This is a genomic window from Planococcus halotolerans (assembly GCF_003289955.1).
Taxonomy (GTDB): Bacteria; Bacillota; Bacilli; order Bacillales_A; family Planococcaceae; genus Planococcus; species Planococcus halotolerans.
This window is the reverse complement of the sequence record NZ_QLZR01000002.1, coordinates 639,740-663,455: the sequence shown is the minus strand read 5'-3', so window position 1 is coordinate 663,455 and position 23,716 is coordinate 639,740. Positions and strand designations below refer to the sequence as shown.

Below are 23,716 nucleotides of genomic sequence, written 5' to 3'. Positions count from 1 at the left end.
AGAGTTACTCTCTAGTTTCTCCGGTGCATTGGAGAAGTAAGAAGTAGAAAGATTGCTTAGTACGATAATTTCCGCCTCCACATCTTAAGTATACTTTATTATATCTCTATTTTTACCATCTTATCATCAATTTTCTAAATAAACTGCTTTTTTTATTATCGTACATTAAAAATATAATAAAAAGGTAAAAAATACCTATCATTACAGATAGTTCAGGTAAGGAATGGCTCATGTTATTATCGGCAGTTTTTATGAAAAGTTTAACGGTTCCGGCCATATGGGTAATATATATGAAACGACAAATATCTATTTGGAGGTACTGACTATGGATAGAGAGAAAAATGTATTGGCAGTAGTTTACTCGGAAGAGGATCTATTGAGGAAAATCGAGGCTTTAAAAGCCCAGGGATATAAAGAAAGTGATATACATTTGGTAGCGCAGGATGGCGATCGTCTGGATTCGATTGAAAGCAAAACTGGAGCGGAAGGCGAAGAAGTTAATTCTTTCAAGGATAAATTCAAAGGCTTTATCAGCGGAGAAGGCAGTGTGCGTGAGGGCGTGAAATCCCTGGGCTTAAATGACCAGGAAACAGAACGCTATACTGCTGACATTGCAAAAGGCGGTATCTTGCTTTATACGGAAGAAGAACGTGCAGGAATATTGGAAGCAGTTGAAAAGGGTGAATTGAAAAATAATCAAGGAACCGAAACCCCGGAAGAAAATAAGCGCCATCAATTCATTAATTCCGTGGATAATAATTTTGATGAACAGGAAGACAGATTTGCACGCGGTGAGTCATTTCTCAATGATCCGATATTGATTAAAGATGAGGACCATGTGTCATTTACTACGCAGGAAAAACCAGAAGTTGAAAAAGCCAGAGGCGGTACTAGCGAAGCTGAGAAGCATACGAAGAGCGATAAAAAATACCGTTAATGTTCCATCCCCTTTCCTATTTAATATGAAAGGGGTTTTATTTTGAAGCGAAATTTACAGGACGAAAAACCCTAACTTCCTGCAGCAGGTTTTATTTTTCAGAAGGTTCGGGTAAACATTATATAAGACGATTAAACAGGAGGCTGAACTGAACATGACACCGAATAATAGAGAATTCGAAATGGTATACAGCCAGGAAGAGATGGAACAGCGCATCGAACAATTAAAAATGCATGGCTACAGTGAAAATGATATTCATGTATTGGCGAGAGATAAGGATGTTTTCGATTCATATGAAAGCCAGTCGAACGTTGATAAACAAGAAGCGGAATCATTTTCAAGCAAATTCAAATCTTTCTTTAGTGGAGAAGATACCGTCCAATCACAGTTGAGAGATTTGGATCTGGATCAGTCTTCAATTGACAGATATAGTGAAGATATTAAGAAAGGTGCTATCTTATTGTATACAGACGGGGATTCCTACAACAGAGACCGTGACAATTCTGCAGTCGGATACAGCTCCAGAACGGGTGGAATTGACGAGAGAAACAGAAATACTGCTTTTGCTCCATTCGGACGTGATATTGAACGGGACGGAAACAAATTTAATGATGAAAAAATCAGGGACGAGGATGTCAGGGCAGATGCAGATGATAATGGCACCAGAGCTGATGGACTTTCATCCCGAACGATTGCGCGGGATTCGGAACAAATCTACACTACCGAAGTCCGTCGGGAAGATCAGCACGGAGACCCGGGATACGGCAATAAGACGAAGGATTCCCGATTAGAGGGTGCGAACATCCATCCCACCACCGATGCAAAGCCTGAAGATGAAGGTTCTCTGAAAGAGAAAAGTTTTGACCATGAACCGCAATTGGAAACTGAAGCTCAAGAGGACGATCTGAATCGTGAAGAAGGTGTAAACCGCAGACAGGATGAACCATCTCCTGGTGTAGATCCGAATTTAGGGCCAGCGCCATTCGGTAGAGATTCCGAAGAAGAGCACTTAGTCAGAGACAACGATGACTATAATGACAGAAACGGAAGCGGACAGAAGGATCCGAAGCATGCGCTTGATGGCAATGATAATGTGGATAACCGACAGAATTCCAGAGACACACGGTCATTCCATGAAGATGTGGAAAAGAAAACTTCAACACCACCTACACCAAGACTTTTTTAAGCAGCTGCGGTCAGCGTCCTGCAATCAGTAAGTGAGGATGCAAAAAGGGTTCCGCTCATTTAATTGAGTGGAACCCTTTCTTTTGTAAATAAAAAAACTCTCAGTCGCTCACTGAAAGTTTTTGGTTATGGGCTGATTGTATATGGCTTCCAATGTTTCTTTAGCTGTGTTCTGTATATTGATGCAAAGATCTTCTTCTGCTAATCGATTCAGAGTTGTAAGTGGTGTAAAAGAATTTCTGGCAACACTTTCTCTTACTTCGGCATGCTGGTCCATGGATAGGTCGACAAGTAATCCTGCACAAGTGATGGATTTGGCAAGTTCGGCACGTTTTTCATGCTGCATTTTTAAAACTGCTGCTTCATCCCAACCGGTCCAATCCGTTAACCTTGAATAAAATTGCAGATTGCCATTCATGCTGTTTTTGCACCCCTATATTTTTTATAATATTCTAACTGAATTGTATTATAACAGGTTTGAGCTGAATAGCTACTATATTAATTATTAATTTGGAGGATGAGTTATGAAAATTCTTGTCATTGGCGGAACTTCATTTGTAGGGCGTCATATTGTTGAGGAAGCGCTAAAAAAGGAACATGCAGTCACCCTGTTTAATAGAGGGAAGAGTAACCCTGATCTTTTTTCGGAAGTACCGCGTATTACCGGTGACAGAAGGAAGGCTGCTGACAAACTTGAAAAAGAAAAGTGGGATGCAGTGATCGATACTTCTGCTTATACACCGTCTGATTTACTGCCAGTACTGAAATATATTTCTACGGACCATTATACATTTATCTCGACGATATCCGTTTATGACGATTTTAGCAAAGGCCCTGTGAAAGAAAACAGCTCCATACATATGGGGATTGAAGGGGAGGAAGTGACGGGTGAGACATACGGTCCGCTTAAAGTAACATGTGAAAAACTTGTGGAGGATCGATTTCCGGACAATTCATTGATAATCCGTCCCGGAATTGTTGCCGGCCCCCACGACCCGACAGACCGTTTTACTTATTGGGCATTGAAGTTGAATGAAGGAGGGGAAGTTTTGATCCCGGGCAGCCGTTCCAGAAAAGTTCAATGGATAGATGCTCGAGACCTTGCCGCATTCACCATCAGCAATATCGAAAATAGAACTAACGGCACATTTAATCTTGCTGCAAATCCGGTTACTATGGAAGAGCTTGTGAAAAATCTGGCCTCGCCTGATTTGGTCCCGCTATGGGTGAGTGATCAAATTCTGCTGGACACAGGAATAAAGCCTTTTGGGTTTCGACTTTGGATTCCTGTAACGAAGGAGCACCCGGAAGGTTTCATCCTGGCAGATAACACCAACGCCAAAGAAATGAGCTGGAAACCGAGAGGGCTGGCAGAAACGGCAGAAGCCGTACGCGAATGGAAAAAAGGTTCCAGCAGCAGCGATTTAACTATTGCTATTGATGCAGAGCTGAAAAACAAAATTAGAATTGCTGTAGAAAATGATCGTTAAATAACGGAACTATTTTCAAATGGGAACGTCTAATTGGAATAACTAGGAATTTATATGTATCATGTTAGAATCTGTGCTATAATAGCATTGAATTTCTATGTGTATATGAATTATTAAGGAGGAAAGGTATGTTATACCTCGTTTTGGTTGTGGCATTTATTGCTTCTATTGTGCTGACCCCGCTGGTTAAGCGCCTTGCCTTCAGGGTTGGAGCAGTGGACCGTCCAAATTACCGGAAAGTCCATGCACGCATAATGCCGCGTTTAGGTGGATTAGCCATTTTCGGATCGTTTTTAATCGGATATTTTATATTAAGACCTGTGGATCCTATATCCAATGCAGTTGAACCTGCGTTTATACCGATTACAACCGCCATCATCATTGGCGCATTTATAATCATCATCACTGGTGTTTTTGATGATATGCTTGAAATTACGGCAAAGGCGAAAATGCTGGGGCAATTATTGGCCGCGTCGATTGTCGTCGTAGGCGGCGGGCTTGAAATTTCGTTTATCAATCTGCCTTTTGGCGGAGAAATCGATTTTGGTTATTTCAGTATACCGTTGACTATTATCTGGATTATCGCAATCACAAATGCCATCAACTTGATTGATGGCCTGGATGGTCTGGCTGCCGGTGTTTCATCAATAGCGCTGGTCACATTGGCCGTCATGGCATTTATCATGGGAGATATTTTCGTAATGTCTACAGCCGCTATTTTGGCAGCCAGTTCCATCGGCTTCCTGTTTTATAATTTCCATCCGGCAAAAATATTTATGGGCGATACCGGGGCTTTATTCCTCGGATTCATGATTTCCGTCCTTGCCTTGATGGGCTTTAAGAATGTTACGATGGTGGCGCTGATTATCCCTGTCATTATGCTGGGCGTTCCCATTTCTGATACATTCTTCGCAATTGTCAGAAGGGTGCGGGAAAAACAGCCGATTTCTGCTGCAGATAAATCGCATTTGCACCATTGTTTGTTAAATATCGGATTCTCGCATAGCCAGACAGTGTTGATCATTTACGGCATAGCTGCTTTGTTCGGCTTGGCAGCCCTATTGTTCTCGCAGGCAACACTGTGGGGAGGAATTCTCCTATTGGGGGTCATGCTTCTTGCAATTGAATTGTTTGTAGAAGTGGTTGGACTGGCAGGCAAGAATTATCGTCCATTGATCAATCTGGTAAAAATGATAGGTAAATAAAAAACTGACCACAAATCACAGGATTTGTGGTCAGTTTTTTTGTTTATTGTATAGCTGCATACTGAAAAAGAGACGTTCCGGGAAGGAACGTCTCTTTTGGTTATTCATTATTATAGGCTTCATTTCCATATTCGCTCGAACTGTTATCTGAAAAAGAAGATGTGTCAGGCTTCAGACCTAAATGGCTTTGAAGGATATCCTGGACTTCCATTAATGATTCTTCATCAAGCTGCCAGTAATAGATGCCGGTCGACATGTCATCATATCCAATTAAAGAAATCGTTTCAACTTCAGGTTTGCCGTCTTTAGCGTATTCGAAGAATGCCTGCATATCTTTAAAAGAAAGATTCGTTTTCATGTTATCGCCGACTGCATCAATTACATCAGCGTATTTTGTGAATGAACCGGCTGATAAAGCCTTATCCATAATAGCCTGCAAAATCATCTGCTGGCGTTTGCCACGCTCGATGTCATTGTCGTAATGGCGAGTCCGTGCCAGTGCTAGTGCTTCACTGCCGTCGACTGTCTGGATTCCTTCTTCCAGGCTTATAGCGCCTGCATTATCGAATTCATCCTGCTCTTCGAGGTCATAAGGAACATCAACCCGGATACCGTCTAGGGCATCGACTACATCGATGAATGCTTCGAAATCCATTCTTACATAATAGTCAACGGGTATCTCCAGGAGGTTCTCGACTGATTCAATAGTAGAGCTGGGTCCATTATACGCATAAGCATGGGTAATTTTATCTTCTTTGCCCGCATCAGGTATGAAAGTGTAAGTATCACGCGGGATGCTTACAAGTTTTATGGATTTATCCTCATTGTTCAGTGTCGCAAGCACCAATGCGTCAGACCTGATGCTGCTGGAACTCTGGTCTCGCTTGCTGCTGTCATCCACACCGATGAACAGAATGGAGATATCGTCGTGGAGCGGCTCGACTTTTTCATCCCGTAAATCCGACATTTCACGATCGCCTGTTTCAAAAGCATTATTAGCGGCATTTTCGGCTTTTTTAACCAAATATATTCCGTACGCGGAAAGGCATAGCAATAAGGATACTGCCAGGGTCAGAGAAATTTTGATCATCGTCCTTTTTTTGGACGATTTAGCTTTGCGGTATTTTTTACGGTTCATGGTTATAGCTCCTCTAATTAGGAATGGGCTAACCGATTTGTGAGTTCAGGTTGTTCCAATCGTTTTTCTTCTATATAACAGTGCAAGCATTTTTTACCTTTAAACAACAGTATTATAATCAACTTATTATACAGTTTTTTTGCTTTCAAGTAAATCTTATTGCTCAATCTACAGGAAATTCCAGATATTCCTTTTCAGTACAAATTAAGGAAGCCTGGCCGTTGGTAAGTTCATTCATCCAGGCGGAGAATTGCTCTTCCAACGAGATAGGGACATGGATGTATAAATCGACTCCATCGGTATATTCAATGGTTTTTAAAGGATACTCAGACTGCCGGACTTCGTTTTCCACTTTTCCGAGCCAGGTATAATCGATGGTCACTTTCATCAAGGAATGCAATCGCCTTTCAATGATGCCGGCTGCTGCCAGAGCTTCGGAAGCAGCTTTGCCATATGCCCGGATCAAACCGCCGCTTCCCAGTTTAATGCCGCCGAAATAGCGGGTAACTACGATGACGGTATCTTTCAAGTGCTTCTTTTTTAAAACCTCGAGTATTGGGACGCCAGCTGTTCCACTGGGCTCCCCGTCATCGTTGGCTTTTTGGATCGAGTCATGTTCACCCAGCATATAGGCAGAACAATTATGATTGGCCGATCGGTGCTGCTCTTTAATGGAATTGATAAAATCGATTGCCTGCTGCTCTGTTTCGGCTCTTGCGGCATATCCGATAAAACGCGATTTTTGTATAAGCAGTTCAGCATTGGCCGAACTGCCTGCAGTCATGTAAGATTCTCGCAATTTAAACCCCCCTGTTGTAAAATGAAATCAGACAATTTGTAATGTATTTTTAATATAAGCTTACTTATATAGTGATATACTTGTTAAAGCCTATGCAGGCATAAAGATGCAAGGATTTGACATAATGCACGAAGATTATCTAAGGCGGTTTTGAAATGTCCAGAAAAATCGATGGAAAAGAGTTGGATTCCATTTACGATGAGCTGCTGGCCAAAATGGAGCAGTCAAAAAAAGATATTTTCATTATAAGTGAGCAAAGTCGCCAGGGTTACGAGGAAATGAAGGACGAGCTGGAAGATGTCCGTTTAAACATTTCTGCAATTATTAAAACCGGTGACTTATTGGAAGAGAAAACTCGTGCTGCAAGGAGACGCCTTGCGGAAGTATCGGGTTCATTCAATTCCTATACGGAAGAGCAGATTCGCCAATCCTATGAAAATGCTAATAATTTACAGGTGCAATTGTCTGCCAATAGATCCGAAGAAAAGAAATACCGCCAAAAGCGGGATAGGCTTCAACGGCGTCTGCAGACATTATTACAGACTATTGAACGGGCTGAAAAGCTTGTCAATCAATTGAATATCACCATGAATTACCTCTCATCCGATTATGAAGAGGTTGAAGATGCAATCGAAAAGCCGCAGCTAAATCACGATTATAGCCTGCGGATCATCGAAGCGCAAGAAGAAGAAAGAAAACGGCTGTCACGAGAAATTCATGATGGGCCTGCACAAATGATGGCTAACGTATTGCTGAGGTCAGACCTGATTGAACGGACTTACCGTGAAAAAGGGGCCGAGCAGGCATTCCGGGAGATTACTTCTTTAAAAGAGATGGTACGACATGCTTTGACCGAAGTCAGGAGAATTATTTACGATCTCCGCCCAATGGCGCTGGATGACCTGGGGCTAGTCCCGACTTTGAGGAAGTACCTGGATACTACCGGAGATTACAATCCGGGTACATTTCTAACTTTTGAATCCAATGGGACCGAAAGAAGATTGCCTTCAAGTTATGAGACATCCATATTCCGTTTAGTGCAGGAAGCGATATCGAATGCAATCCGGCACGGGAAAGCGACGGTTATAGAAGTTAAATTGGAATGGCTGAAAGAACATGTTAGCATTACTGTAAGTGATAATGGCACCGGATTTGATCAAAGCATCGTGAAAAATCAGTCATTCGGGTTAATCGGGATGAAAGAGAGAATCGAATTGATCAAAGGTGATTTCATCATAAATTCAAGTCTCGGGGAAGGAACAATATTAATGTTTCAAATTCCCTATGAATTGGGTATATAAGAACGGTATTTGAGGAGGACAACATAATGACGAAAATTATTATTGTAGACGATCACCAGTTATTCCGTGAAGGAGTAAAAAGGATTCTTGATTTCGAAGAAACATTCGAAGTTGTTGCCGAGGGCGGCGACGGGACGGAAGTCATTAAATTGTATGAGGAAAATCAACCGGATGTTGTATTGATGGATATTAACATGCCCCAGAAGAACGGTGTAGAAGCTACAGGGGAGTTAATGGAGAAGCATCCAGAGGCAAAAGTCATTATGCTGTCGATTCACGATGATGAATCTTACGTAACACACGCTTTGAAGACCGGTGCATTAGGCTATATGCTGAAGGAAATGGATGCAGAAGCAATCATCCAGGCCATCAAAGTTGTAGCAAAAGGTGGATCATACTTGCATCCGAAAGTTACACGCAATCTGGTAATGGAATTCCGCCGTTTAAGTGAACGGGAAAACAAAGGATCGTTCCATCAGACGGAAATCCGTCGTCCATACCATTTGCTGACGAAACGTGAAAGCGAAGTTTTGCAATTATTGACGGACGGCCAAAGCAACCGGATTATCGGGGAAACTTTGTTCATCTCTGAAAAAACGGTTAAAAACCACGTTTCCAGCATCCTTCAAAAAATGCAGGTTAATGACCGTACCCAAGCAGTTGTTACAGCGATTAAAAATGGCTGGGTTGAAGTAAGATAATCGGAGTTCTATGCGATGGCCATGCGCCATCGCTTTTTTATATTTTCAGTAAGAAATAAGGGAAATCTGCCGGAATTGACACAGTTTCTTCATTGAAATAAGCAAGTTCCTGTGTCAAAATGAAGCGCAGGAGGAGTGCCCGATGAAAAAAATGATAATGCTCGCAAGTATGGTGCTTTTGCTGTCTGCCTGTTCAGAGGAAAGTAGTACTGCCGAGAACGAAAACTCAGTAAACGACAGCAATCTTGAAAATGAAAACAATGCTGTGGACCATGGCATGGAAGATAAATCTGCCGGCTTCACTATGGACAGTGATGGTGAAGTGATCGAGGCGGAAGTTCCGAAAGAAGAAGAGCAAGCGATTCTTGCAGCGTATGACGAATATATCGCAGCTTTCAATGCGGAAGATCTGGAACGCTATATGGCTGTAATTGCAGAAGAGCCGGAAGGGTTTGACCGTGCAGAAGATCAACTGGCTTTGGAAGAAGCGTTTACTGCCTATGACACAGAATACAATCCATCTAATAAGACGATAGTGAAATATACTCCTGACCGCGCAGAGGTCTTCGCTGAAATTGAAGTGTCTGTAACAGCTGCTGAGGCTGGAGCAAATACTGAGCAATCCGGAAGGCAAGTAGTGATTTTCAAAAAAGAAGATGCTGACTGGAAAGTCAGCGGCCTTCATTTTATAGGCAATTAATAAAATTCTTCCCGCCATCAACGGGAAGATTTTTTTATGTGTAGTTATTTGAGTGATATTTGGTAAACTGTAGGAGGAGGATGATTTATGTTGAAAACAGCAATCGTGACCGACAGCACTGCCTATTTACCGGCAGATGTCCGTGAAAAATACAATATACATATGATTCCGCTGCAAGTTACTTTCGGTTTGGAATCTTTTGAAGAAGAACGGGAATTGACGGTTGATGAATTTTATAGAAAATCAGAAAGTGAAATGCCCAAAACCTCACAACCGCCAATTGGCGAGTTTATTAACTTATTTAAAAGGCTTTCCGAGAATTATGATGAAATTGTGACCATCCATCTTTCCAGCGGTATCAGCGGAACTTTTGCTGGGGCCATACAGGCCGGGGAGTTGGCGGAAAAAACAGAAGTGTATGCGTTCGATTCTGAAATTTCCTGTGCCATGCAAGAATTTTATGCACTTAAAGCTGCAGAAATGGCGAATAGCGGCAGTAATGCAAAAGCGATTTTGGAAGAATTGGAAAAAATGAAAGAAACGATGAAAGGCTATTTCATGGTGGAAGACCTAAAGCACCTTCAGCGGGGAGGCCGGTTATCCGGAGCCCAGGCGCTCGTAGGCGGTATGCTGCAAATAAAACCGTTGCTGCATTTTAAGGAAACGAAGATTGTGCCGTTTGAAAAAATCCGTACACGTAAAAAAGCGATGAACCGAATGGTCTATTTACTGCAGGAAGATGTACGTTCGGGAGATCAATTTAAAGCGACAATTATTCATGCAAACCGGGAAGAAGATGCAACCGATTGGAAAAAGGAACTGGAGCAGCAGTTTCCTTCAGTGGAATTTGATATTTCTTATTTTGGGCCGGTTATCGGTGTACATTTAGGAGAAGGCTCAATGGGTCTTGGCTGGGTAAAAAAATGACCGGCCAAGATTTTTTTATTATTTAGATTTATGGATAGGCAAGACAAAAACAGAGGAGTTGGCCAATGAAAGAGATTCAAGATTTTCTTGTCGGCAGAATTTGGCTGAGGGATTTCACCCCTTTTCCTGAAGAGGCAATTGAAAAAGCAATTAACCAAGGTTTTATTGCTGTGCAAAAAGGGATTACTGAAAAGTTGGAATGTGCCAGATGCCTCGAGAATTCGAGTGAAAAAATTATTCCGTATAATTGTGCAAAATGCGAAAGGATTTGTTATTATTGCCGGCACTGCATCAGGATGGGCAGAGTCAGCTCGTGCACAGATCTTATCACCTGGAAAGAACCTCTGGAATTATCCCCTTATTCCCATTCGTTTTCATGGAATGGCGAACTTACTAACCTCCAACAACAGGCTTCCGACGAATTGGATGAAAGCCTGCGAAGAAACAGATCCCATTTAGTATATGCCGTTTGCGGTGCAGGGAAGACGGAATTATTGTTTCCGCCGCTGCATAAAGCACTATCTGAAGGTAAACGGATCTGTATTGCGGCGCCGCGCACCGATGTAGTGCTTGAGTTGTCTCCTCGCCTTAAAGCGGCTTTCCCTGATACAGTCATGCATACGTTATACGGCGGAGCGATCTTTGAAGAAGGATTTGCCCAGCTGGTAGTGGCTACCACTCATCAGCTTTATCGTTTTCAACAGGCGTTTGACCTGGTAATTGTTGACGAAGCAGATGCTTATCCTTATTCCTATGACCTTGCGCTGGCAAGGGCGGTCACCAAATCCTTGAAAGAAAATGCTCCAATTGTTTATGTTTCTGCGACACCTTCAAAGGAAATGCTGAAAACAGCAGTAAACCAGTCGAAAATCTTCCGCCGTTTCCATGGACATCCGCTGCCTGTTCCTGAATACCGTTCCCTATGGAATTACCGGAAATCATTCAACACCAATAAAATTCCGGAAAAGCTGAAAGACTGGGTGAAACTTAGACTGGAGAAAAACGAACCTTTTATGCTCTTTTTTCCTACTATTGAAATGATCAGGCAGGCAGAGCCTTTATTCAAATTGATCGACAGTAGAATTGAAGCTGTCCACTCCAAGGATGAAGACCGAAAAGAAAAAGTAATGAAGTTGCGGAGAGGTGAAATCCCCGGTGTTTTGACTTCATCTATATTGGAAAGAGGGGTGACCATTGCCAATGTACAGGTGGGGATTGTGGGTGCAGACGAAGCAGTTTTTGAAGCTGCGGCGTTAATCCAGATGGCGGGAAGAGCAGGGCGTTCAAGTGCATTTCCGAATGGAGAAGTGATATTTTTCCATAACGGTATATCCAGGCAGATGGATGATGCCCGCAATCTCATAAAATTTTATAACCAGGAGGGGCAGCGATGAATTGCTATTTATGCGAAGGTGTTTTGGATTTGAAACCTTCCTGGCGGGATTTGTTTTTCATGGACCGGGAAGAAACGGTTTGTCTAAATTGCAGTGCAACATTCGAAAAACTCATACAAGGCTGTAAAATTTGCAGTGCTTCCGGTCCGGGAATCTGCGAAGAATGTACTCACTGGGAAACAACAGAATTTCGGGGAACCATTGACTATGGGCAATGCCTATATGTTTATAACGACGCTATGAAGGACTATTTTCATCAATTCAAATTCCTCCAGGATGTGGTGCTGGCTGAAGTATTTGCAGAGGAACTGGTAAAAGCGGTAAGAAAAACAAAGGCCGCAGCCGTCCCTATTCCGATGAACCCGGTAAAATTGAGGGAACGGACTTTTGCCCAAGTGGACAGCATACTGGAAGCTGGCGGAGCCGATTATGTCCATCTTCTACAGAAGAATGAAGAGGTCCAGGGAGAGAAAAACAAAGGAGAACGCATTAGTACCCGGGGATTGTTTACATTGAACGGCAATTCTGTTCCTAAAAATATCGTGCTTGTGGATGATATGTATACGACCGGTACAACACTGCGTCTCGCTGCAAAAATCTTAAAAGAGGCAGGCGCGGAAACGGTTGCGTTCGTGGCATTAATAAGGGCATGATATCAAAAAAGAAAAAAACGGGCAGATTCCGCCCGTTCTCCCTAATGTTCATAAATCATCTTTCTTGTCATCCCGCCGTCAATCGTTAAGCATTCAGCAGTGATAAAGGAGTTTTCTGGATTGCATAAAAAAAGGCACGCCCGCGCAATATCAGAAACGTCACCGACTCGTCCGCTCCAATGCTGCTGATGGTCAATATCTCTCAATTCTTCATTCGCTCCAGTATGAATCCAGCCCGGAGCGATGGAGTTCACCCTAATACCATTTTCACTCAGGGAAGCTGCAAGTGAATGGGTCAATCCGTAAATCCCGCCTTTTGATGCTGAATACAATTCCGTATGGGGTTCAGACATAAAAGCCCTTGTTGAGGCCATATTTACGATGGAACGAAGATCACTGGACATATACCTTGCAGCTTCGCGGCTGCATATGAATACTGATTTGAGATTGGTATCCAAAATCCGGTTCCAGTCATCTTCTTCAACTTCCCAAATCGATTTAAACTCTGAAACGCCTGCATTATTGATCAGCACGTGAATCGCTCCATATTTTTCATGGATCTGTTTCATCGTATTGGTCACTTGTTCGAAGTTTCCAACATCACATCGCATAAATGCAACGCCTTCAATTTCAACTTCTTCTATATCCAGGCCGATCACTTTCGCTTCTTTCTGAACGAAATGGCCGGCAATGCTTTTGCCGATTCCTTGTGCGGCTCCTGTAACGACGACAACTTTGTTTGTAAACATCGCCTTCACCTCCTTGCCATATAGTTTACCTGTAATTCATAATGCTGAAACTATTTACGTTTTAAGAAGGATTCAGCAGGGAACATATAGAAATGTAACAGTGTAAGAGATTAAGAAGGAGGAGTTAACATGCTGCAATTTAATATTAAAGGTGACAACATTGAAGTAACTCCAGCAATCAGAGACCACATTGAAAAGAAAGTTGAAAAAATCGAACGTTATTTCCCTGAGGGAACCAATGCTCATGCAATGGTGTACCTGAAGGCGATCAATAACAGCCAATCTAAAGTTGAGATAACTATACCGATGAAAAACCTGACTTTGCGTGCTGAAGAGCGGCATGATGAATTGTATGCAGCAGTGGATTTGATCGTTGGCAAGCTCGAACGTCAAATCCGTAAATATAAAACGAAAGTAAACCGCAAGTTCCGTGACCGTGAACCAATGGGGCAGGCATTCGCCAATTATGAGAATGAGGTGAACGGCGATGTTGAAGATGATACTGAGGAAGATTTCACAATCGTGCGCACAAAACAATTTGATTTGAAGCCGATGGACGAAGAAGAAGCGGTATTGCAGATGAATATGCTTGGGCACAATTTCTTCGTATTCACTGATGCGGAAACTAATGACACAAACATTGTTTATAAACGTAAAGACGGAAGCTATGGCTTGATCGAAACAAGTTCTTCCTGATTTGTAACAGAAATTTTTAAAAAAGACTTTTTAAAAAATAACATGGCTGGACAGAATTCAGATTCTGTCCAGCTTTTTTCTGCTAACTGAAAGAAATGCTCTGCTGTGGCTAACCATTTTCCAGGTTCCGTGTGGAGATATACTCTTTTTCATCCTGCTCTTCTTTGTTTGCACGCTTTTCTATGCAGTGTTAAAATGAGGAGTGAGATTTTTCGGAAATCAATCGATATTCCGGACTATTAATGATTCTTAATGATTCTTAAAGATTGCGATCCAACTGACACATAAATAACAGCAATAGCGATCTGGTCGGATAGAAGGACTGGACACTGCGCAAGGAGCGGTATAAATGTTAGGAGTATTAAATAAAGTATTTGACCCGAACAAAAGGGATTTAAAAAGACTGGAAAAAATTGCTGATACTGTGGAGGTCCTGGCGTCCGATTTTGCAGCTCTTTCCGATGATGCTTTAAAAGCAAAAACAGAGGAATTTATCAACCGCCACGCCAAAGGTGAATCACTTGATGATTTATTGCCTGAAGCATTCGCGACGGTAAGAGAAGCTTCAAAACGTGTGCTTGGATTATATCCTTTCCGCGTTCAGCTTATGGGTGCAGCTGCTTTGCACGAAGGCAATATCGCCGAGATGAAAACAGGTGAAGGTAAAACCCTTACTTCTACAATGGCAATCTATTTGAACGCACTCAGCAAAAAAGGTGCACATGTTGTCACAGTCAACGAATATTTAGCCAGCCGTGATGCTGAAGAAATGGGTAAACTGTATACATGGCTCGGCTTAACTGTGGGTTTAAACACAAACAACCTGACAAAAGAAGAAAAACATCAGGCATATCTGGCTGACATCACATACAGCACGAACAACGAACTTGGTTTTGATTATCTGCGCGACAACATGGTTCTTTATAAAGAAGATATGGTTCAGCGTCCATTAAACTTTGCCGTAATCGATGAAGTGGATTCCATTTTGATTGATGAAGCACGTACACCGTTGATCATCTCAGGGCAGGCTGCTAAATCAGCCCAGCTTTATATGCAGGCCAACGCGTTTATCCGCATGCTGCGCAAGGATACGGATTACACATACGATGAAACGACAAAAGGCGTTGTTTTGACTGAAGAAGGGATTGAAAAAGTTGAAAAGGCATTTGGCATCGAGAATCTTTTCGATATCAACCACGTGCGTTTGAACCATGCCATCAACCAATCCTTGAAAGCACACGTAACGATGCATAATGATGTCGATTACGTGGTGCAGGACGGCGAAGTAGTAATCGTTGACCAATTTACCGGACGTTTGATGAAAGGCCGCCGTTATTCTGATGGCCTTCACCAGGCAATTGAAGCTAAAGAAGGCCTGGAAGTTCAAAACGAATCAATGACAATGGCAACTATCACTTTCCAGAACTTCTTCCGTATGTACGATAAATTGTCGGGCATGACAGGGACAGCGAAAACCGAAGAAGAGGAATTCCGAAACATCTACAATATGAACGTCATTGCAATTCCGACAAATAAACCGATTATCCGGGATGACCGGGTCGATTTAATCTACGCGACCACTGAAGGGAAATATAAGGCGGTAGGCGAGGATATAGCTGAACGGCATCAAAAAGGACAGCCGGTTCTTGTCGGTACGGTCGCCATTGAAACTTCAGAAATCATCTCCAATTATTTGACGAAAAAAGGCATCCGGCATTCTGTGCTGAACGCGAAAAACCATGCGCACGAAGCCGAGATCATTTTGAATGCAGGCCAAAAAGGCGCGGTTACCATCGCGACGAACATGGCCGGTCGTGGTACGGATATCAAACTTGGTGAAGGTGTCATTGAAGCGGGCGGTTTGGCCGTTCTCGGTACTGAGCGCCATGAATCCCGCCGTATCGATAACCAGCTGCGAGGCCGTTCCGGCCGTCAAGGAGATCCGGGTGTAACACAATTTTATCTTTCTTTGGAAGATGATTTGATGCGCCGCTTCGGGTCTGACGCAATGCGCAATATGATGGGCAAACTTGGCATGGACGATTCACAGCCATTGCAATCAAAAATGGTCACCCGTTCAGTCGAATCAGCGCAAAAACGTGTTGAAGGGAACAACTTTGATGCCCGTAAACGTTTGCTTCAATATGATGATGTTCTTCGCCAGCAACGCGAAATCATCTACAAAGAACGTATGGAAGTCCTTGAAACCGATAATATGCGGGCGTTGGTTGAAAATATGATTGATAACACAGTCAGCCGTGTTGTTTATTCGCATACGACTGATGAAAAACCGGAAAACTGGCATTTGAAAACACTTGCTGATGTGCTTTCAGCAAACCTCTTGCCTGAAGATGCAGTGACTGAATCGGATCTGCAGAATAAAACGCAGGAAGAAATTATCGATTTCATCAAAGCTGAAGTTGATAAACACTATGATGAGAAAGAAGTGGAAATGACTCCGGAGCGTATGCGTGAATTCGAGAAAGTTGTGCTGCTCCGTTCAATTGATACGAAATGGATCGATCATATCGATGCGATGGATCAATTGCGCCAAGGTATTCATTTGCGTGCTTACGGACAGAACGATCCACTTCGTGAATACCAGCATGAAGGATTTGCGATGTTCGAGGCGATGGTTGAAGCCATTGAGGACGATGTCGCTAAATATGCAATGAAAGCGGAAATCCGCAATAATCTGCAACGTGAAGAAGTTGCTAAAGGACAGGCGGTCAATCCGAAAGAAGGCGGCGAAGCAGCCAAGAAGAAAAAAGAACCGATCCGCAACGATTCTGCAATCGGACGAAATGAACCTTGCCCATGCGGCAGCGGCAAGAAATTCAAAAATTGCCACGGTGCAACTGCATAAGGAATACCTAATTGCCGAAGAGCTCTATGCTCTTCGGTGTTATTTACGGGAAAAATATGAAATTTTAATATAGAAAACGGCTCTGGAGGGGCGACGTACTGCCCAGACTCCAGCAGCAACAAGGCGCTTGCGCTTTTCTTACGAGGAGGAAATATATAATGATGGAATTAGCAGATATTCGAAATGAGCTCGACAAATCTTCCGCAAAGCTAGCGGATTTCAGGGGGTCTCTTTGACTTAGAAAACAAAGAGGCCAGAATTCAGGAATTGGATGAAATGATGATCGATCCCGATTTTTGGAACAACCAGGAAGCAGCGCAAGTCGTAATTTCAGAATTGAACGGTTTAAAGGAAATCGTCAATACCTATCACGACTTTGTGGAATCTCAGGAAAACATGGAGATGACCCTCGAATTGTTGCGCGAAGAAATGGATGAAGAATTACATGAAGACCTCAGTGAAGAACTAAAAGAGTTTAAAACCAAACTCAGTGATTATGAATTACAGATGCTTTTAAGTGAACCTTATGATAAAAACAATGCGATTTTGGAATTGCATCCGGGAGCAGGCGGAACCGAATCCCAGGATTGGTGTTCAATGCTTCTCCGGATGTATACGCGCTGGGCTGAAAAACGCGGCTTCAAAGTTGAAACACTCGACTATCTGGCAGGTGAAGAAGCTGGGGTCAAATCCGTTACACTCGGAATAAAGGGCCATAACGCATATGGTTACCTGAAAGCGGAAAAAGGGGTTCATCGCCTTGTCCGCATTTCACCTTTTGACTCTTCAGGAAGACGTCATACTTCATTTGTATCATGTGAAGTCATGCCGGAATTCACTGGAGAAATCGAAATTGATATCCGTACAGAAGACTTGAAAATCGATACGTACCGGGCAAGCGGCGCCGGCGGCCAGCATATTAACACGACTGATTCAGCTGTCCGCATCACTCACCTTCCAACGGGTGCAGTGGTAACATGCCAACAGGAACGTTCACAGATCAAAAACCGTGAGAAAGCGATGCAGATGCTGAAAGCAAAACTGTATGCGTTGAAAATCGAAGAACAGGAAGCACAGCTTCTTGAAATTCGTGGGGAACAAAAAGAAATCGGCTGGGGAAGCCAGATCCGCTCTTATGTGTTCCACCCATATTCGATGGTAAAAGATCACCGCACGAATTTTGAAACAGGGAATCTGCAGGCGGTCATGGATGGAGACATCGATGGCTTCATCAACTCGTTGCTGCGGTCGAAGATGCAATAAAGAAAAGCGGAAACGGCCGTTCAGCTCCGACAAGCGTAAGGCGCTCTGGCGTAGCGGCGTGTTTTCAGCCGCCTAGTCAGAGAGACTTACGACTCGAGGAGTTGGCCGTTGGAGTCTGGACAGAGAAAAGTGACAACGCCCGTTTAGCTCTGACAGGCAAGAGATGGATCAAATGTAATTTGAGACATCTCTTTGCGACGAAGCTAGCGCAGCGATGCAGGAGCAATACGGGTTTAGACAGACCAACGAAGTGGCCTTGGCCGCGCAGTTGGGCTGGCTTATGACCCGAAGAGCTGGGCCGTTGGAGTCTGGACAAAGAAAAGCGATCCCGTAGACTTTATGTCTGCGGGTTTTTTCTTTATCCAGATGAAGTTCACAAGCAGCGTCCGCTTTGGTATACTCTGACAGGGCTTATCATTAATATTGGCCGAAAAGAATAAAGTACAGGAAAGAGGAAATGGATTAATATGGCTAAGAAAAATCAACGCAATAGAAAAGAAGCGCATCCATTTTTAACTGAATTCATGGATTACATATATGTCATCATCGGCTCAGCGCTGGTTGCGATTTCGTTTAACGTTTTCCTTTTGCCGAACGAAGTTGCTTCAGGAGGAGTCAGCGGGATCAGTACAATCCTGTTTGGGCTTTTTGAATGGAAACCGGCATTTGTGCAATGGGCATTTAATGTCCCATTATTTATTGCAGGGGTAATTCTGCTGGGGAAGAATTTCGGCTTGAAATCTGCAGTTGGAACCATCTTCCTTCCGTTTGTCGTTTACCTGACGGAAGACTGGGAAGCCTGGACGCTGAATCCGCTCTTGGGAGCATTGTTCGGAGGCATACTGGTTGGCTTGGGACTTGGCATCGTCTTCCGTGGAAAAGCTTCTACAGGAGGAACGGATCTGGCAGCTCAAATCATTACGAAGTTCACTGGTTTGACACTTGGTACGAGCATCGCGTTAATAGATGGAATGATTGTGTTAGCCGCAGCAGTTGTTTTTGATATTGAGAGAGGGCTCTACGCATTGATCGGGCTATATGTCACTTCAAAAACCATTGATCTGGTTCAGGTCGGATTTGGCAGATCAAAACTTGTCTATATTATTACAACGAAACAAATGGAAATTCGGGATGCGATTTATGAAGAAGTGGACCGTGGTGTTACAAAGCTGACTGCAACTGGCGGTTATACAGATTCCGAACGTCCAATATTGATGGTTGTTGTCCATCAGACAGAGTTCACGAAATTGAAACAGGTGGTAAAAAGAGTTGACCCTACTGCATTTGTCATCGTTTCCGATGCATCGGAAGTTTTAGGTGAAGGTTTCAAACGGGCATAGCTCAGGTATACTTGTACTAATGAATTATTTAGAAGGAGGAAACACGATGAAAAAAAGTTTAATGGCATTATTATTCGGTACTACGCTCATTCTGGGAGCTTGTGGAGGCGGAGAAAGTACAGAGCCTGCGGAAGAAACACCGGAAGAAACACCAGAAGAAACTCCTTCAGGTGGGGAATCTTCAATTGATGCGGAACAGATTGTAAATCAAAACTGTATTTCCTGCCACGGTGAAAACCTTGAAGGGCAAGGGAATTTCCCTCCGCTTAATGATGTGGGATCCAGATTATCGGAAGACGAAATTCTGACAGTCATTCTGGAAGGCCGGGGTGCAATGCCGGCTAAGATTATCGAAGGCGAAGAAGCTGAAGCAGTAGCTGCCTGGTTATCGGAACAGCAATAAAATCAGAAGTAAGCGATCAAACCGACTGAAAAGTCGGTTTTTTTATATGCGAAAATTATATTAAAATATAGCAGTTATCTTAAATGACAATAATATTATATAGGTAATAAGAAATGCAAAATTTACAAAAGTGTATCCAAAAGCACATGAATTGTTGCAAAACCTGACGTTATTTGATACAGAAATGTAATATAATAAGGGTTTTAAAAGTGCTACAATGGGTTTGCTGGTTTTTTAGGACACTTAATGTTTTTGTGAAATACAATATATATAGGTGGTTATAATAGATGATACAAATGAAGAACGTCTATAAAAAATATCCAAACGGCATAGTTGCTCTCAACGGCATGAACGTTGAGATCAAACAAGGTGAGTTTGTATATATAGTAGGTCCAAGTGGAGCCGGTAAATCGACTTTCATCAAAATGATGTATCGAGAAGAAAGCCCGACTTCAGGACAGATGCTGGTCAATGGAGTAGACCTTGCAAAGATTAAAAGAAAGAACGTTCCATTGCTGCGCCGCCAAATCGGCGTCGTATTCCAGGATTTCAAATTGCTGCCGAGATTGAATGTCTATGAAAACGTAGCATTTGCTTTGGAAGTAATTGAGGAAAAACCTGAAGCTATCCGCAAACGCGTGTTGGAAGTTCTCGATCTTGTAGGTTTGAAGCATAAAGCACGGATGTTCCCTAGAGAATTGTCCGGGGGAGAGCAGCAACGGATTTCAGTTGCCCGTTCAATCGTCAACACACCGAAAGTGGTTATTGCCGATGAGCCTACTGGAAACCTTGACCCTGAAACTTCATGGGATATCATGAATCTCTTCGAACGCATCAATGCTAGCGGAACAACTATTTTGATGGCAACACATAACCGGGAAATCGTGAATACAATGAGACACCGTGTCATCGCAATCGAAGGCGGACTAATTGCCCGGGATGAAGTTGGAGGTGACTACGGCTATGAAGGCTAGAACATTAACTCGGCATTTCCGTGAAAGCCTTAAGAGCCTTGGGCGCAACGGCTGGATGACATTTGCATCCGTCAGCGCAGTAACAGTCACATTATTATTGGTCGGGGTTTTTGTCCTGATTATGATGAACTTGAATAAAGTGGCAGATGACCTTGAAAACGATGTGGAAATCAAATCTTTCGTATCATTGGAAGCTGATGAAGCACGCGTAACAGAAATGGAAACTGCCATCAAGAGTATGTCCGGTGTTGAATCGGTCAACTACTCCACTAAAGAAGAAGAACTTTCTGATTTAGTATTGGACTTTGGTAAAGAGTTCAGTCTTTTTGAACAAAACAATCCACTTTTGGATGTTTTTTATGTAAAAGCGACTGAGCCGCAGCAAACTGAAAATGTTGCAAAAGAAATTTCACAACTTGAAGGCATTGAAAAAGTGAAATACGGTGAAGGTAAAATCGAGAAATTGTTCACATTCCTGAACACTGGCCGCAACGTAGGACTCGTTTTGATCCTTGCCTTGTTATTTACCGCAATGTTCCTGATTTCAAACACGATCCGTATCACAATTGTTGCGAGACGGCATGAAATTGAAATCATGAAATTGGTCGGTGCAACAAACTGGTTCGTCCGAATTCCATTCATTCTTGAAGGAATGTGGCTTGGCTTGCTTGGTTCGATCCTTCCGATCGGCTTGATCATTGCCCTTTACTACAATGTCACTGAATTCGCACAGCCTAAATTGAGTGGCGAAATGATCCAGCTTCTGGACTTTGCACCATTCATCTACCAGGTAAGTGCATTGATCCTCCTTATGGGAGTATTCATCGGAATCTGGGGAAGCTTCATGTCAATCCGCAAATTCCTGCGTGTTTAATAATAGAAGATAGTTAGTAAGAACAATATAAAGAGTCGTAGAGAGAGAAAAAGAGACAGATAGATAAGAACGTAAAGCCGAAAGGGGAACACGAACTTGAACTCGAAGTCGAAATGGATGTTGTCTGTTGTTTCATTATTATTGGCGATTACGATGGTAACCCCATCAGTAAGCGCCAATGATTTGAGCGACCTGAAAAAGGAACAGCAGGAAGCTGAAAGAAAAAAGAGCGAATTAAATTCGAATATCAATGAAAAAGCGAATGCAATCAGCGAAAATCAATCTACACTTGAAAAAATCGTTGCACAAATAAATGAGTTGGAAAATAAGATTACTGAAACCGAGGATAAAATCAATTCTGTACAAGCTGAAATTGACCAGACGATTGTAGAAATCGAAGAGTTGAAAGCCTCGATCGAAGAATTAGAGCGTAAAATTGCTGAACGCGAAGAATTGCTTAAGGAACGCGCACGCGCTATCCAATTAAGCGGCGGTTCGGTTGACTATATCGATGTATTGCTTGGGGCAAACAGCTTCGTGGATTTCATCGACCGTTTCTCAGCAGTAAATATGCTGATCGAAGCAGATCGTGATATTATGCGCGAACAGGCAGAGGACAAAAAACTTCTTGCTGAACAAAAAGCTGAAGTGGAAAGCAAATTGGCGGAGCAAGAACAACGCCGTGCAGAATTGGAAGATTTAAAAGCATCACTTGATAGCAAAAAGAAAGAACAGGCAGGCTTGAAAGCGGACTTGGAAGCAGAGCAGAAACGCCTTGCTAAAGAAAAATCCGATTTGGAAAAAGAGCATGCTGAAGTAATTGGCGTAAGCAATGCCTTAGCGAAAAAAATCGCTGATGAACAGGCACGATTGCAGGAAATTGCAAGAAAAGCTGAAGAAGAACGCAAACGCAAAGAAGCGGCTGAAAGAGCTGCAGCCCAAAAAGCGGCAGCAAGCAACCAGTCTTCAAGCTCATCAGTTACAACATACAGCGCACCGGTTCAAAACAGTGGTGGTTTCATCCGTCCAGCAGCTGGCCGTTTATCATCCAACTACGGTGGCCGTAATATTGGAGCGGGCCACGAGAATCACTTGGGTATTGACATCGCAAATGGAATAGGAACTTCAATCAATGCAGCAGCTTCAGGTTATGTATCCTATGCTGGCGCTATGGGAACCTACGGCAATGTCATCATGATTACACATTCGATCAATGGTCAGGCTTATACCACTGTATATGCACACCTTAGCTCGATTGGCGTATCTGTTGGACAAGGTGTATCTCAAGGACAACGCATTGGTGGAATGGGCAGCACAGGCCGTTCGACTGGATCGCACTTACATTTTGAAATTCACATCGGATCTTGGAATGGTGCACGTTCAAATGCAGTTAACCCTATCAATTATATCGGCGGATAAATTATTGACCGGCATCGTCACAGATGCCGGTTTTTTTACGGATTTTTATGCTTTTGCTGTCTGGACAGTAGCATACTGAATGGATTTTATCGTATGATGATATCCGAATGGAGTGAAAACTTTATGAAGAGAATATTGGGCTTATTGCTGGTTGGAGCTTTGATTGTCATACTGGTAGTAGGGATTGTACAAAAAAATGTTGAGGAGAGGCAGGCAACGGACCGTTTGAATGCGGGCAGCGTTGTGGATTTTCTCCCGACAGATGAAGGTTTGGCAAAAGGAGAGACAGCTCCGGACTTTGAATTGACCACACTCGCCGGGGAGTCTGTCAGGCTTTCTGATTATAAAGGAAAAAAAGTCATTTTAAATTTTTGGGCCACTTGGTGCCCCCCTTGCCGGGCAGAAATGCCGGATATGCAGAAATATTATGATGAGCAGGCCGATGGTGAAAACGTTGAAATCCTGGCCGTCAACCTGACAACTGCTGACAAGGGAATGGATAAGATAAATGCATTCGTTGAGGAATTCAGTTTAACTTTCCCGGTACCGATGGATACAGAAGGTGAAATCGGTGATCTTTATCAGGCGGCAAGCATCCCGACTTCCTATATGATTGATACTGAAGGCAGGGTTCAACAAAAAATTGTTGGTCCAATGAATGAAGAAATGATGGAAGAATTTATTGCAGACATGGAATAGGGG

The 23,716-nt window shown here is 42.9% G+C and carries 23 protein-coding genes; 19 read left to right on the top strand and 4 right to left on the bottom strand.

Going from position 1 to position 23,716, the window contains the following annotated elements; translation table 11 throughout:
• Window positions 1-223 precede the first annotated feature (223 nt).
• Window positions 224-937 carry a YflT domain-containing protein gene (locus DP120_RS07980; protein WP_240611985.1) on the top strand — a complete coding sequence of 238 codons (714 nt, stop codon included), beginning with the start codon at window positions 224-226 and terminating at the stop codon, window positions 935-937.
• Between the two features lie 154 nt (window positions 938-1,091).
• Entirely contained in the window at window positions 1,092-2,123 is a 1,032-nt protein-coding gene (locus DP120_RS07975) for a general stress protein (protein WP_112223104.1), read from the top strand.
• A gap of 108 nt (window positions 2,124-2,231) precedes the next feature.
• On the opposite strand, the gene DP120_RS07970 is transcribed toward DP120_RS07975, so the two are convergent.
• Entirely contained in the window at window positions 2,232-2,540 is a 309-nt protein-coding gene (locus DP120_RS07970) for a hypothetical protein (protein WP_112223103.1), read from the bottom strand.
• Between the two features lie 106 nt (window positions 2,541-2,646).
• Here DP120_RS07970 and DP120_RS07965 point away from each other — a divergent pair, with 106 nt between their 5' ends.
• The gene (locus DP120_RS07965; protein WP_112223102.1) at window positions 2,647-3,612 is read left to right on the top strand and encodes an NAD-dependent epimerase/dehydratase family protein; all 966 of its coding nucleotides are present in this window, start codon (window positions 2,647-2,649) and stop codon (window positions 3,610-3,612) included.
• Between the two features lie 128 nt (window positions 3,613-3,740).
• Window positions 3,741-4,817: a glycosyltransferase family 4 protein gene (locus DP120_RS07960; RefSeq protein ID WP_112223101.1), complete on the top strand. Its 1,077-nt coding sequence runs from the start codon at window positions 3,741-3,743 to the stop codon at window positions 4,815-4,817.
• 100 nt (window positions 4,818-4,917) lie between these two features.
• On the opposite strand, the gene DP120_RS07955 is transcribed toward DP120_RS07960, so the two are convergent.
• Window positions 4,918-5,955 (bottom strand): LCP family protein, encoded by a 1,038-nt coding sequence (locus DP120_RS07955; protein ID WP_112223100.1) that lies wholly within the window; start codon window positions 5,953-5,955, stop codon window positions 4,918-4,920.
• 163 nt (window positions 5,956-6,118) lie between these two features.
• Window positions 6,119-6,754 carry a YigZ family protein gene (locus tag DP120_RS07950; protein ID WP_112223099.1) on the bottom strand — a complete coding sequence of 212 codons (636 nt, stop codon included), beginning with the start codon at window positions 6,752-6,754 and terminating at the stop codon, window positions 6,119-6,121.
• A gap of 155 nt (window positions 6,755-6,909) precedes the next feature.
• On the opposite strand from DP120_RS07950, the gene DP120_RS07945 reads away from it, so the two are divergent.
• The 6 genes from DP120_RS07945 (at window position 6,910) to DP120_RS18685 (ending at window position 12,430) form a co-directional block, all read left to right on the top strand.
• The gene (locus tag DP120_RS07945) at window positions 6,910-8,055 is read left to right on the top strand and encodes a sensor histidine kinase (RefSeq protein WP_112223098.1); all 1,146 of its coding nucleotides are present in this window, start codon (window positions 6,910-6,912) and stop codon (window positions 8,053-8,055) included.
• Between the two features lie 26 nt (window positions 8,056-8,081).
• The gene (locus DP120_RS07940; protein WP_112223097.1) at window positions 8,082-8,756 is read left to right on the top strand and encodes a response regulator; all 675 of its coding nucleotides are present in this window, start codon (window positions 8,082-8,084) and stop codon (window positions 8,754-8,756) included.
• A gap of 142 nt (window positions 8,757-8,898) precedes the next feature.
• Window positions 8,899-9,456, top strand: coding sequence for a DUF4440 domain-containing protein (locus DP120_RS07935; protein ID WP_112223096.1), 558 nt, complete (start codon window positions 8,899-8,901; stop codon window positions 9,454-9,456).
• 90 nt (window positions 9,457-9,546) lie between these two features.
• The gene (locus tag DP120_RS07930; protein ID WP_112223282.1) at window positions 9,547-10,383 is read left to right on the top strand and encodes a DegV family protein; all 837 of its coding nucleotides are present in this window, start codon (window positions 9,547-9,549) and stop codon (window positions 10,381-10,383) included.
• Between the two features lie 65 nt (window positions 10,384-10,448).
• On the top strand, window positions 10,449-11,777 hold the full coding sequence (locus DP120_RS07925; protein WP_112223095.1) for an ATP-dependent helicase ComFA: 1,329 nt from the start codon (window positions 10,449-10,451) through the stop codon (window positions 11,775-11,777).
• Complete coding sequence (locus tag DP120_RS18685) at window positions 11,774-12,430, top strand: ComF family protein (RefSeq protein WP_240611984.1); 657 nt, start codon at window positions 11,774-11,776, stop codon at window positions 12,428-12,430. Before DP120_RS07925 ends, DP120_RS18685 begins: the two co-directional genes overlap by 4 nt.
• A gap of 41 nt (window positions 12,431-12,471) precedes the next feature.
• Here the strand turns inward: DP120_RS18685 and DP120_RS07915 are convergent, their stop codons facing one another.
• Entirely contained in the window at window positions 12,472-13,179 is a 708-nt protein-coding gene (locus tag DP120_RS07915; RefSeq protein WP_112223094.1) for an SDR family NAD(P)-dependent oxidoreductase, read from the bottom strand.
• 129 nt (window positions 13,180-13,308) lie between these two features.
• Here DP120_RS07915 and hpf point away from each other — a divergent pair, with 129 nt between their 5' ends.
• The 9 genes from hpf (at window position 13,309) to DP120_RS07870 (ending at window position 23,713) form a co-directional block, all read left to right on the top strand.
• Window positions 13,309-13,875: a ribosome hibernation-promoting factor, HPF/YfiA family gene (gene hpf, locus DP120_RS07910; protein ID WP_112223093.1), complete on the top strand. Its 567-nt coding sequence runs from the start codon at window positions 13,309-13,311 to the stop codon at window positions 13,873-13,875.
• 349 nt (window positions 13,876-14,224) lie between these two features.
• Entirely contained in the window at window positions 14,225-16,741 is a 2,517-nt protein-coding gene (secA, locus tag DP120_RS07905; protein WP_112223092.1) for a preprotein translocase subunit SecA, read from the top strand.
• Window positions 16,742-16,902: 161 nt separating this feature from the next.
• Window positions 16,903-18,004 (top strand): peptide chain release factor 2 gene (gene prfB, locus DP120_RS07900; protein ID WP_112223280.1). Its coding sequence is split into 2 segments (ribosomal slippage): window positions 16,903-16,974 and window positions 16,976-18,004, totalling 1,101 coding nucleotides; the frame shifts between segments, so codons are not numbered across the junction.
• Window positions 18,005-18,471: 467 nt separating this feature from the next.
• Window positions 18,472-19,344, top strand: a complete 873-nt coding sequence (locus DP120_RS07895) for a YitT family protein (RefSeq protein WP_112223091.1) — start codon at window positions 18,472-18,474, stop codon at window positions 19,342-19,344.
• 46 nt (window positions 19,345-19,390) lie between these two features.
• The gene (gene cccB / locus DP120_RS07890; protein WP_112223090.1) at window positions 19,391-19,747 is read left to right on the top strand and encodes a cytochrome c551; all 357 of its coding nucleotides are present in this window, start codon (window positions 19,391-19,393) and stop codon (window positions 19,745-19,747) included.
• A 287-nt stretch (window positions 19,748-20,034) separates the two neighbouring features.
• Window positions 20,035-20,721: a cell division ATP-binding protein FtsE gene (ftsE, locus tag DP120_RS07885; RefSeq protein WP_084244664.1), complete on the top strand. Its 687-nt coding sequence runs from the start codon at window positions 20,035-20,037 to the stop codon at window positions 20,719-20,721.
• Window positions 20,711-21,595, top strand: coding sequence for a permease-like cell division protein FtsX (gene ftsX, locus DP120_RS07880; protein WP_112223089.1), 885 nt, complete (start codon window positions 20,711-20,713; stop codon window positions 21,593-21,595). Before ftsE ends, ftsX begins: the two co-directional genes overlap by 11 nt.
• A gap of 96 nt (window positions 21,596-21,691) precedes the next feature.
• Complete coding sequence (locus tag DP120_RS07875) at window positions 21,692-23,014, top strand: murein hydrolase activator EnvC family protein (protein WP_112223088.1); 1,323 nt, start codon at window positions 21,692-21,694, stop codon at window positions 23,012-23,014.
• 123 nt (window positions 23,015-23,137) lie between these two features.
• A complete protein-coding gene (locus tag DP120_RS07870; RefSeq protein ID WP_112223087.1) occupies window positions 23,138-23,713 on the top strand; it encodes a redoxin domain-containing protein in 576 nt (191 codons plus the stop codon).
• Window positions 23,714-23,716 lie beyond the last annotated feature (3 nt).

Bases quoted from the DNA above. Each gene is read 5' to 3' on its own strand.
- DP120_RS07940 (WP_112223097.1), top strand. From the start codon at position 8,082: ATGACGAAAATTATTATTGTAGACGATCACCAGTTATTCCGTGAAGGA.
- secA (WP_112223092.1), top strand. From the start codon at position 14,225: ATGTTAGGAGTATTAAATAAAGTATTTGACCCGAACAAAAGGGATTTA.
- DP120_RS07895 (WP_112223091.1), top strand. From the start codon at position 18,472: ATGGCTAAGAAAAATCAACGCAATAGAAAAGAAGCGCATCCATTTTTA.
- DP120_RS18685 (WP_240611984.1), top strand. From the start codon at position 11,774: ATGAATTGCTATTTATGCGAAGGTGTTTTGGATTTGAAACCTTCCTGG.
- DP120_RS07915 (WP_112223094.1), bottom strand. From the start codon at position 13,179: ATGTTTACAAACAAAGTTGTCGTCGTTACAGGAGCCGCACAAGGAATC.
- DP120_RS07980 (WP_240611985.1), top strand. From the start codon at position 224: ATGGCTCATGTTATTATCGGCAGTTTTTATGAAAAGTTTAACGGTTCC.
- DP120_RS07960 (WP_112223101.1), top strand. From the start codon at position 3,741: ATGTTATACCTCGTTTTGGTTGTGGCATTTATTGCTTCTATTGTGCTG.
- DP120_RS07965 (WP_112223102.1), top strand. From the start codon at position 2,647: ATGAAAATTCTTGTCATTGGCGGAACTTCATTTGTAGGGCGTCATATT.
- DP120_RS07975 (WP_112223104.1), top strand. From the start codon at position 1,092: ATGACACCGAATAATAGAGAATTCGAAATGGTATACAGCCAGGAAGAG.
- ftsX (WP_112223089.1), top strand. From the start codon at position 20,711: ATGAAGGCTAGAACATTAACTCGGCATTTCCGTGAAAGCCTTAAGAGC.
- cccB (WP_112223090.1), top strand. From the start codon at position 19,391: ATGAAAAAAAGTTTAATGGCATTATTATTCGGTACTACGCTCATTCTG.
- DP120_RS07935 (WP_112223096.1), top strand. From the start codon at position 8,899: ATGAAAAAAATGATAATGCTCGCAAGTATGGTGCTTTTGCTGTCTGCC.
- DP120_RS07945 (WP_112223098.1), top strand. From the start codon at position 6,910: ATGTCCAGAAAAATCGATGGAAAAGAGTTGGATTCCATTTACGATGAG.
- DP120_RS07870 (WP_112223087.1), top strand. From the start codon at position 23,138: ATGAAGAGAATATTGGGCTTATTGCTGGTTGGAGCTTTGATTGTCATA.
- ftsE (WP_084244664.1), top strand. From the start codon at position 20,035: ATGATACAAATGAAGAACGTCTATAAAAAATATCCAAACGGCATAGTT.
- DP120_RS07955 (WP_112223100.1), bottom strand. From the start codon at position 5,955: ATGAACCGTAAAAAATACCGCAAAGCTAAATCGTCCAAAAAAAGGACG.
- DP120_RS07925 (WP_112223095.1), top strand. From the start codon at position 10,449: ATGAAAGAGATTCAAGATTTTCTTGTCGGCAGAATTTGGCTGAGGGAT.
- hpf (WP_112223093.1), top strand. From the start codon at position 13,309: ATGCTGCAATTTAATATTAAAGGTGACAACATTGAAGTAACTCCAGCA.
- DP120_RS07970 (WP_112223103.1), bottom strand. From the start codon at position 2,540: ATGAATGGCAATCTGCAATTTTATTCAAGGTTAACGGATTGGACCGGT.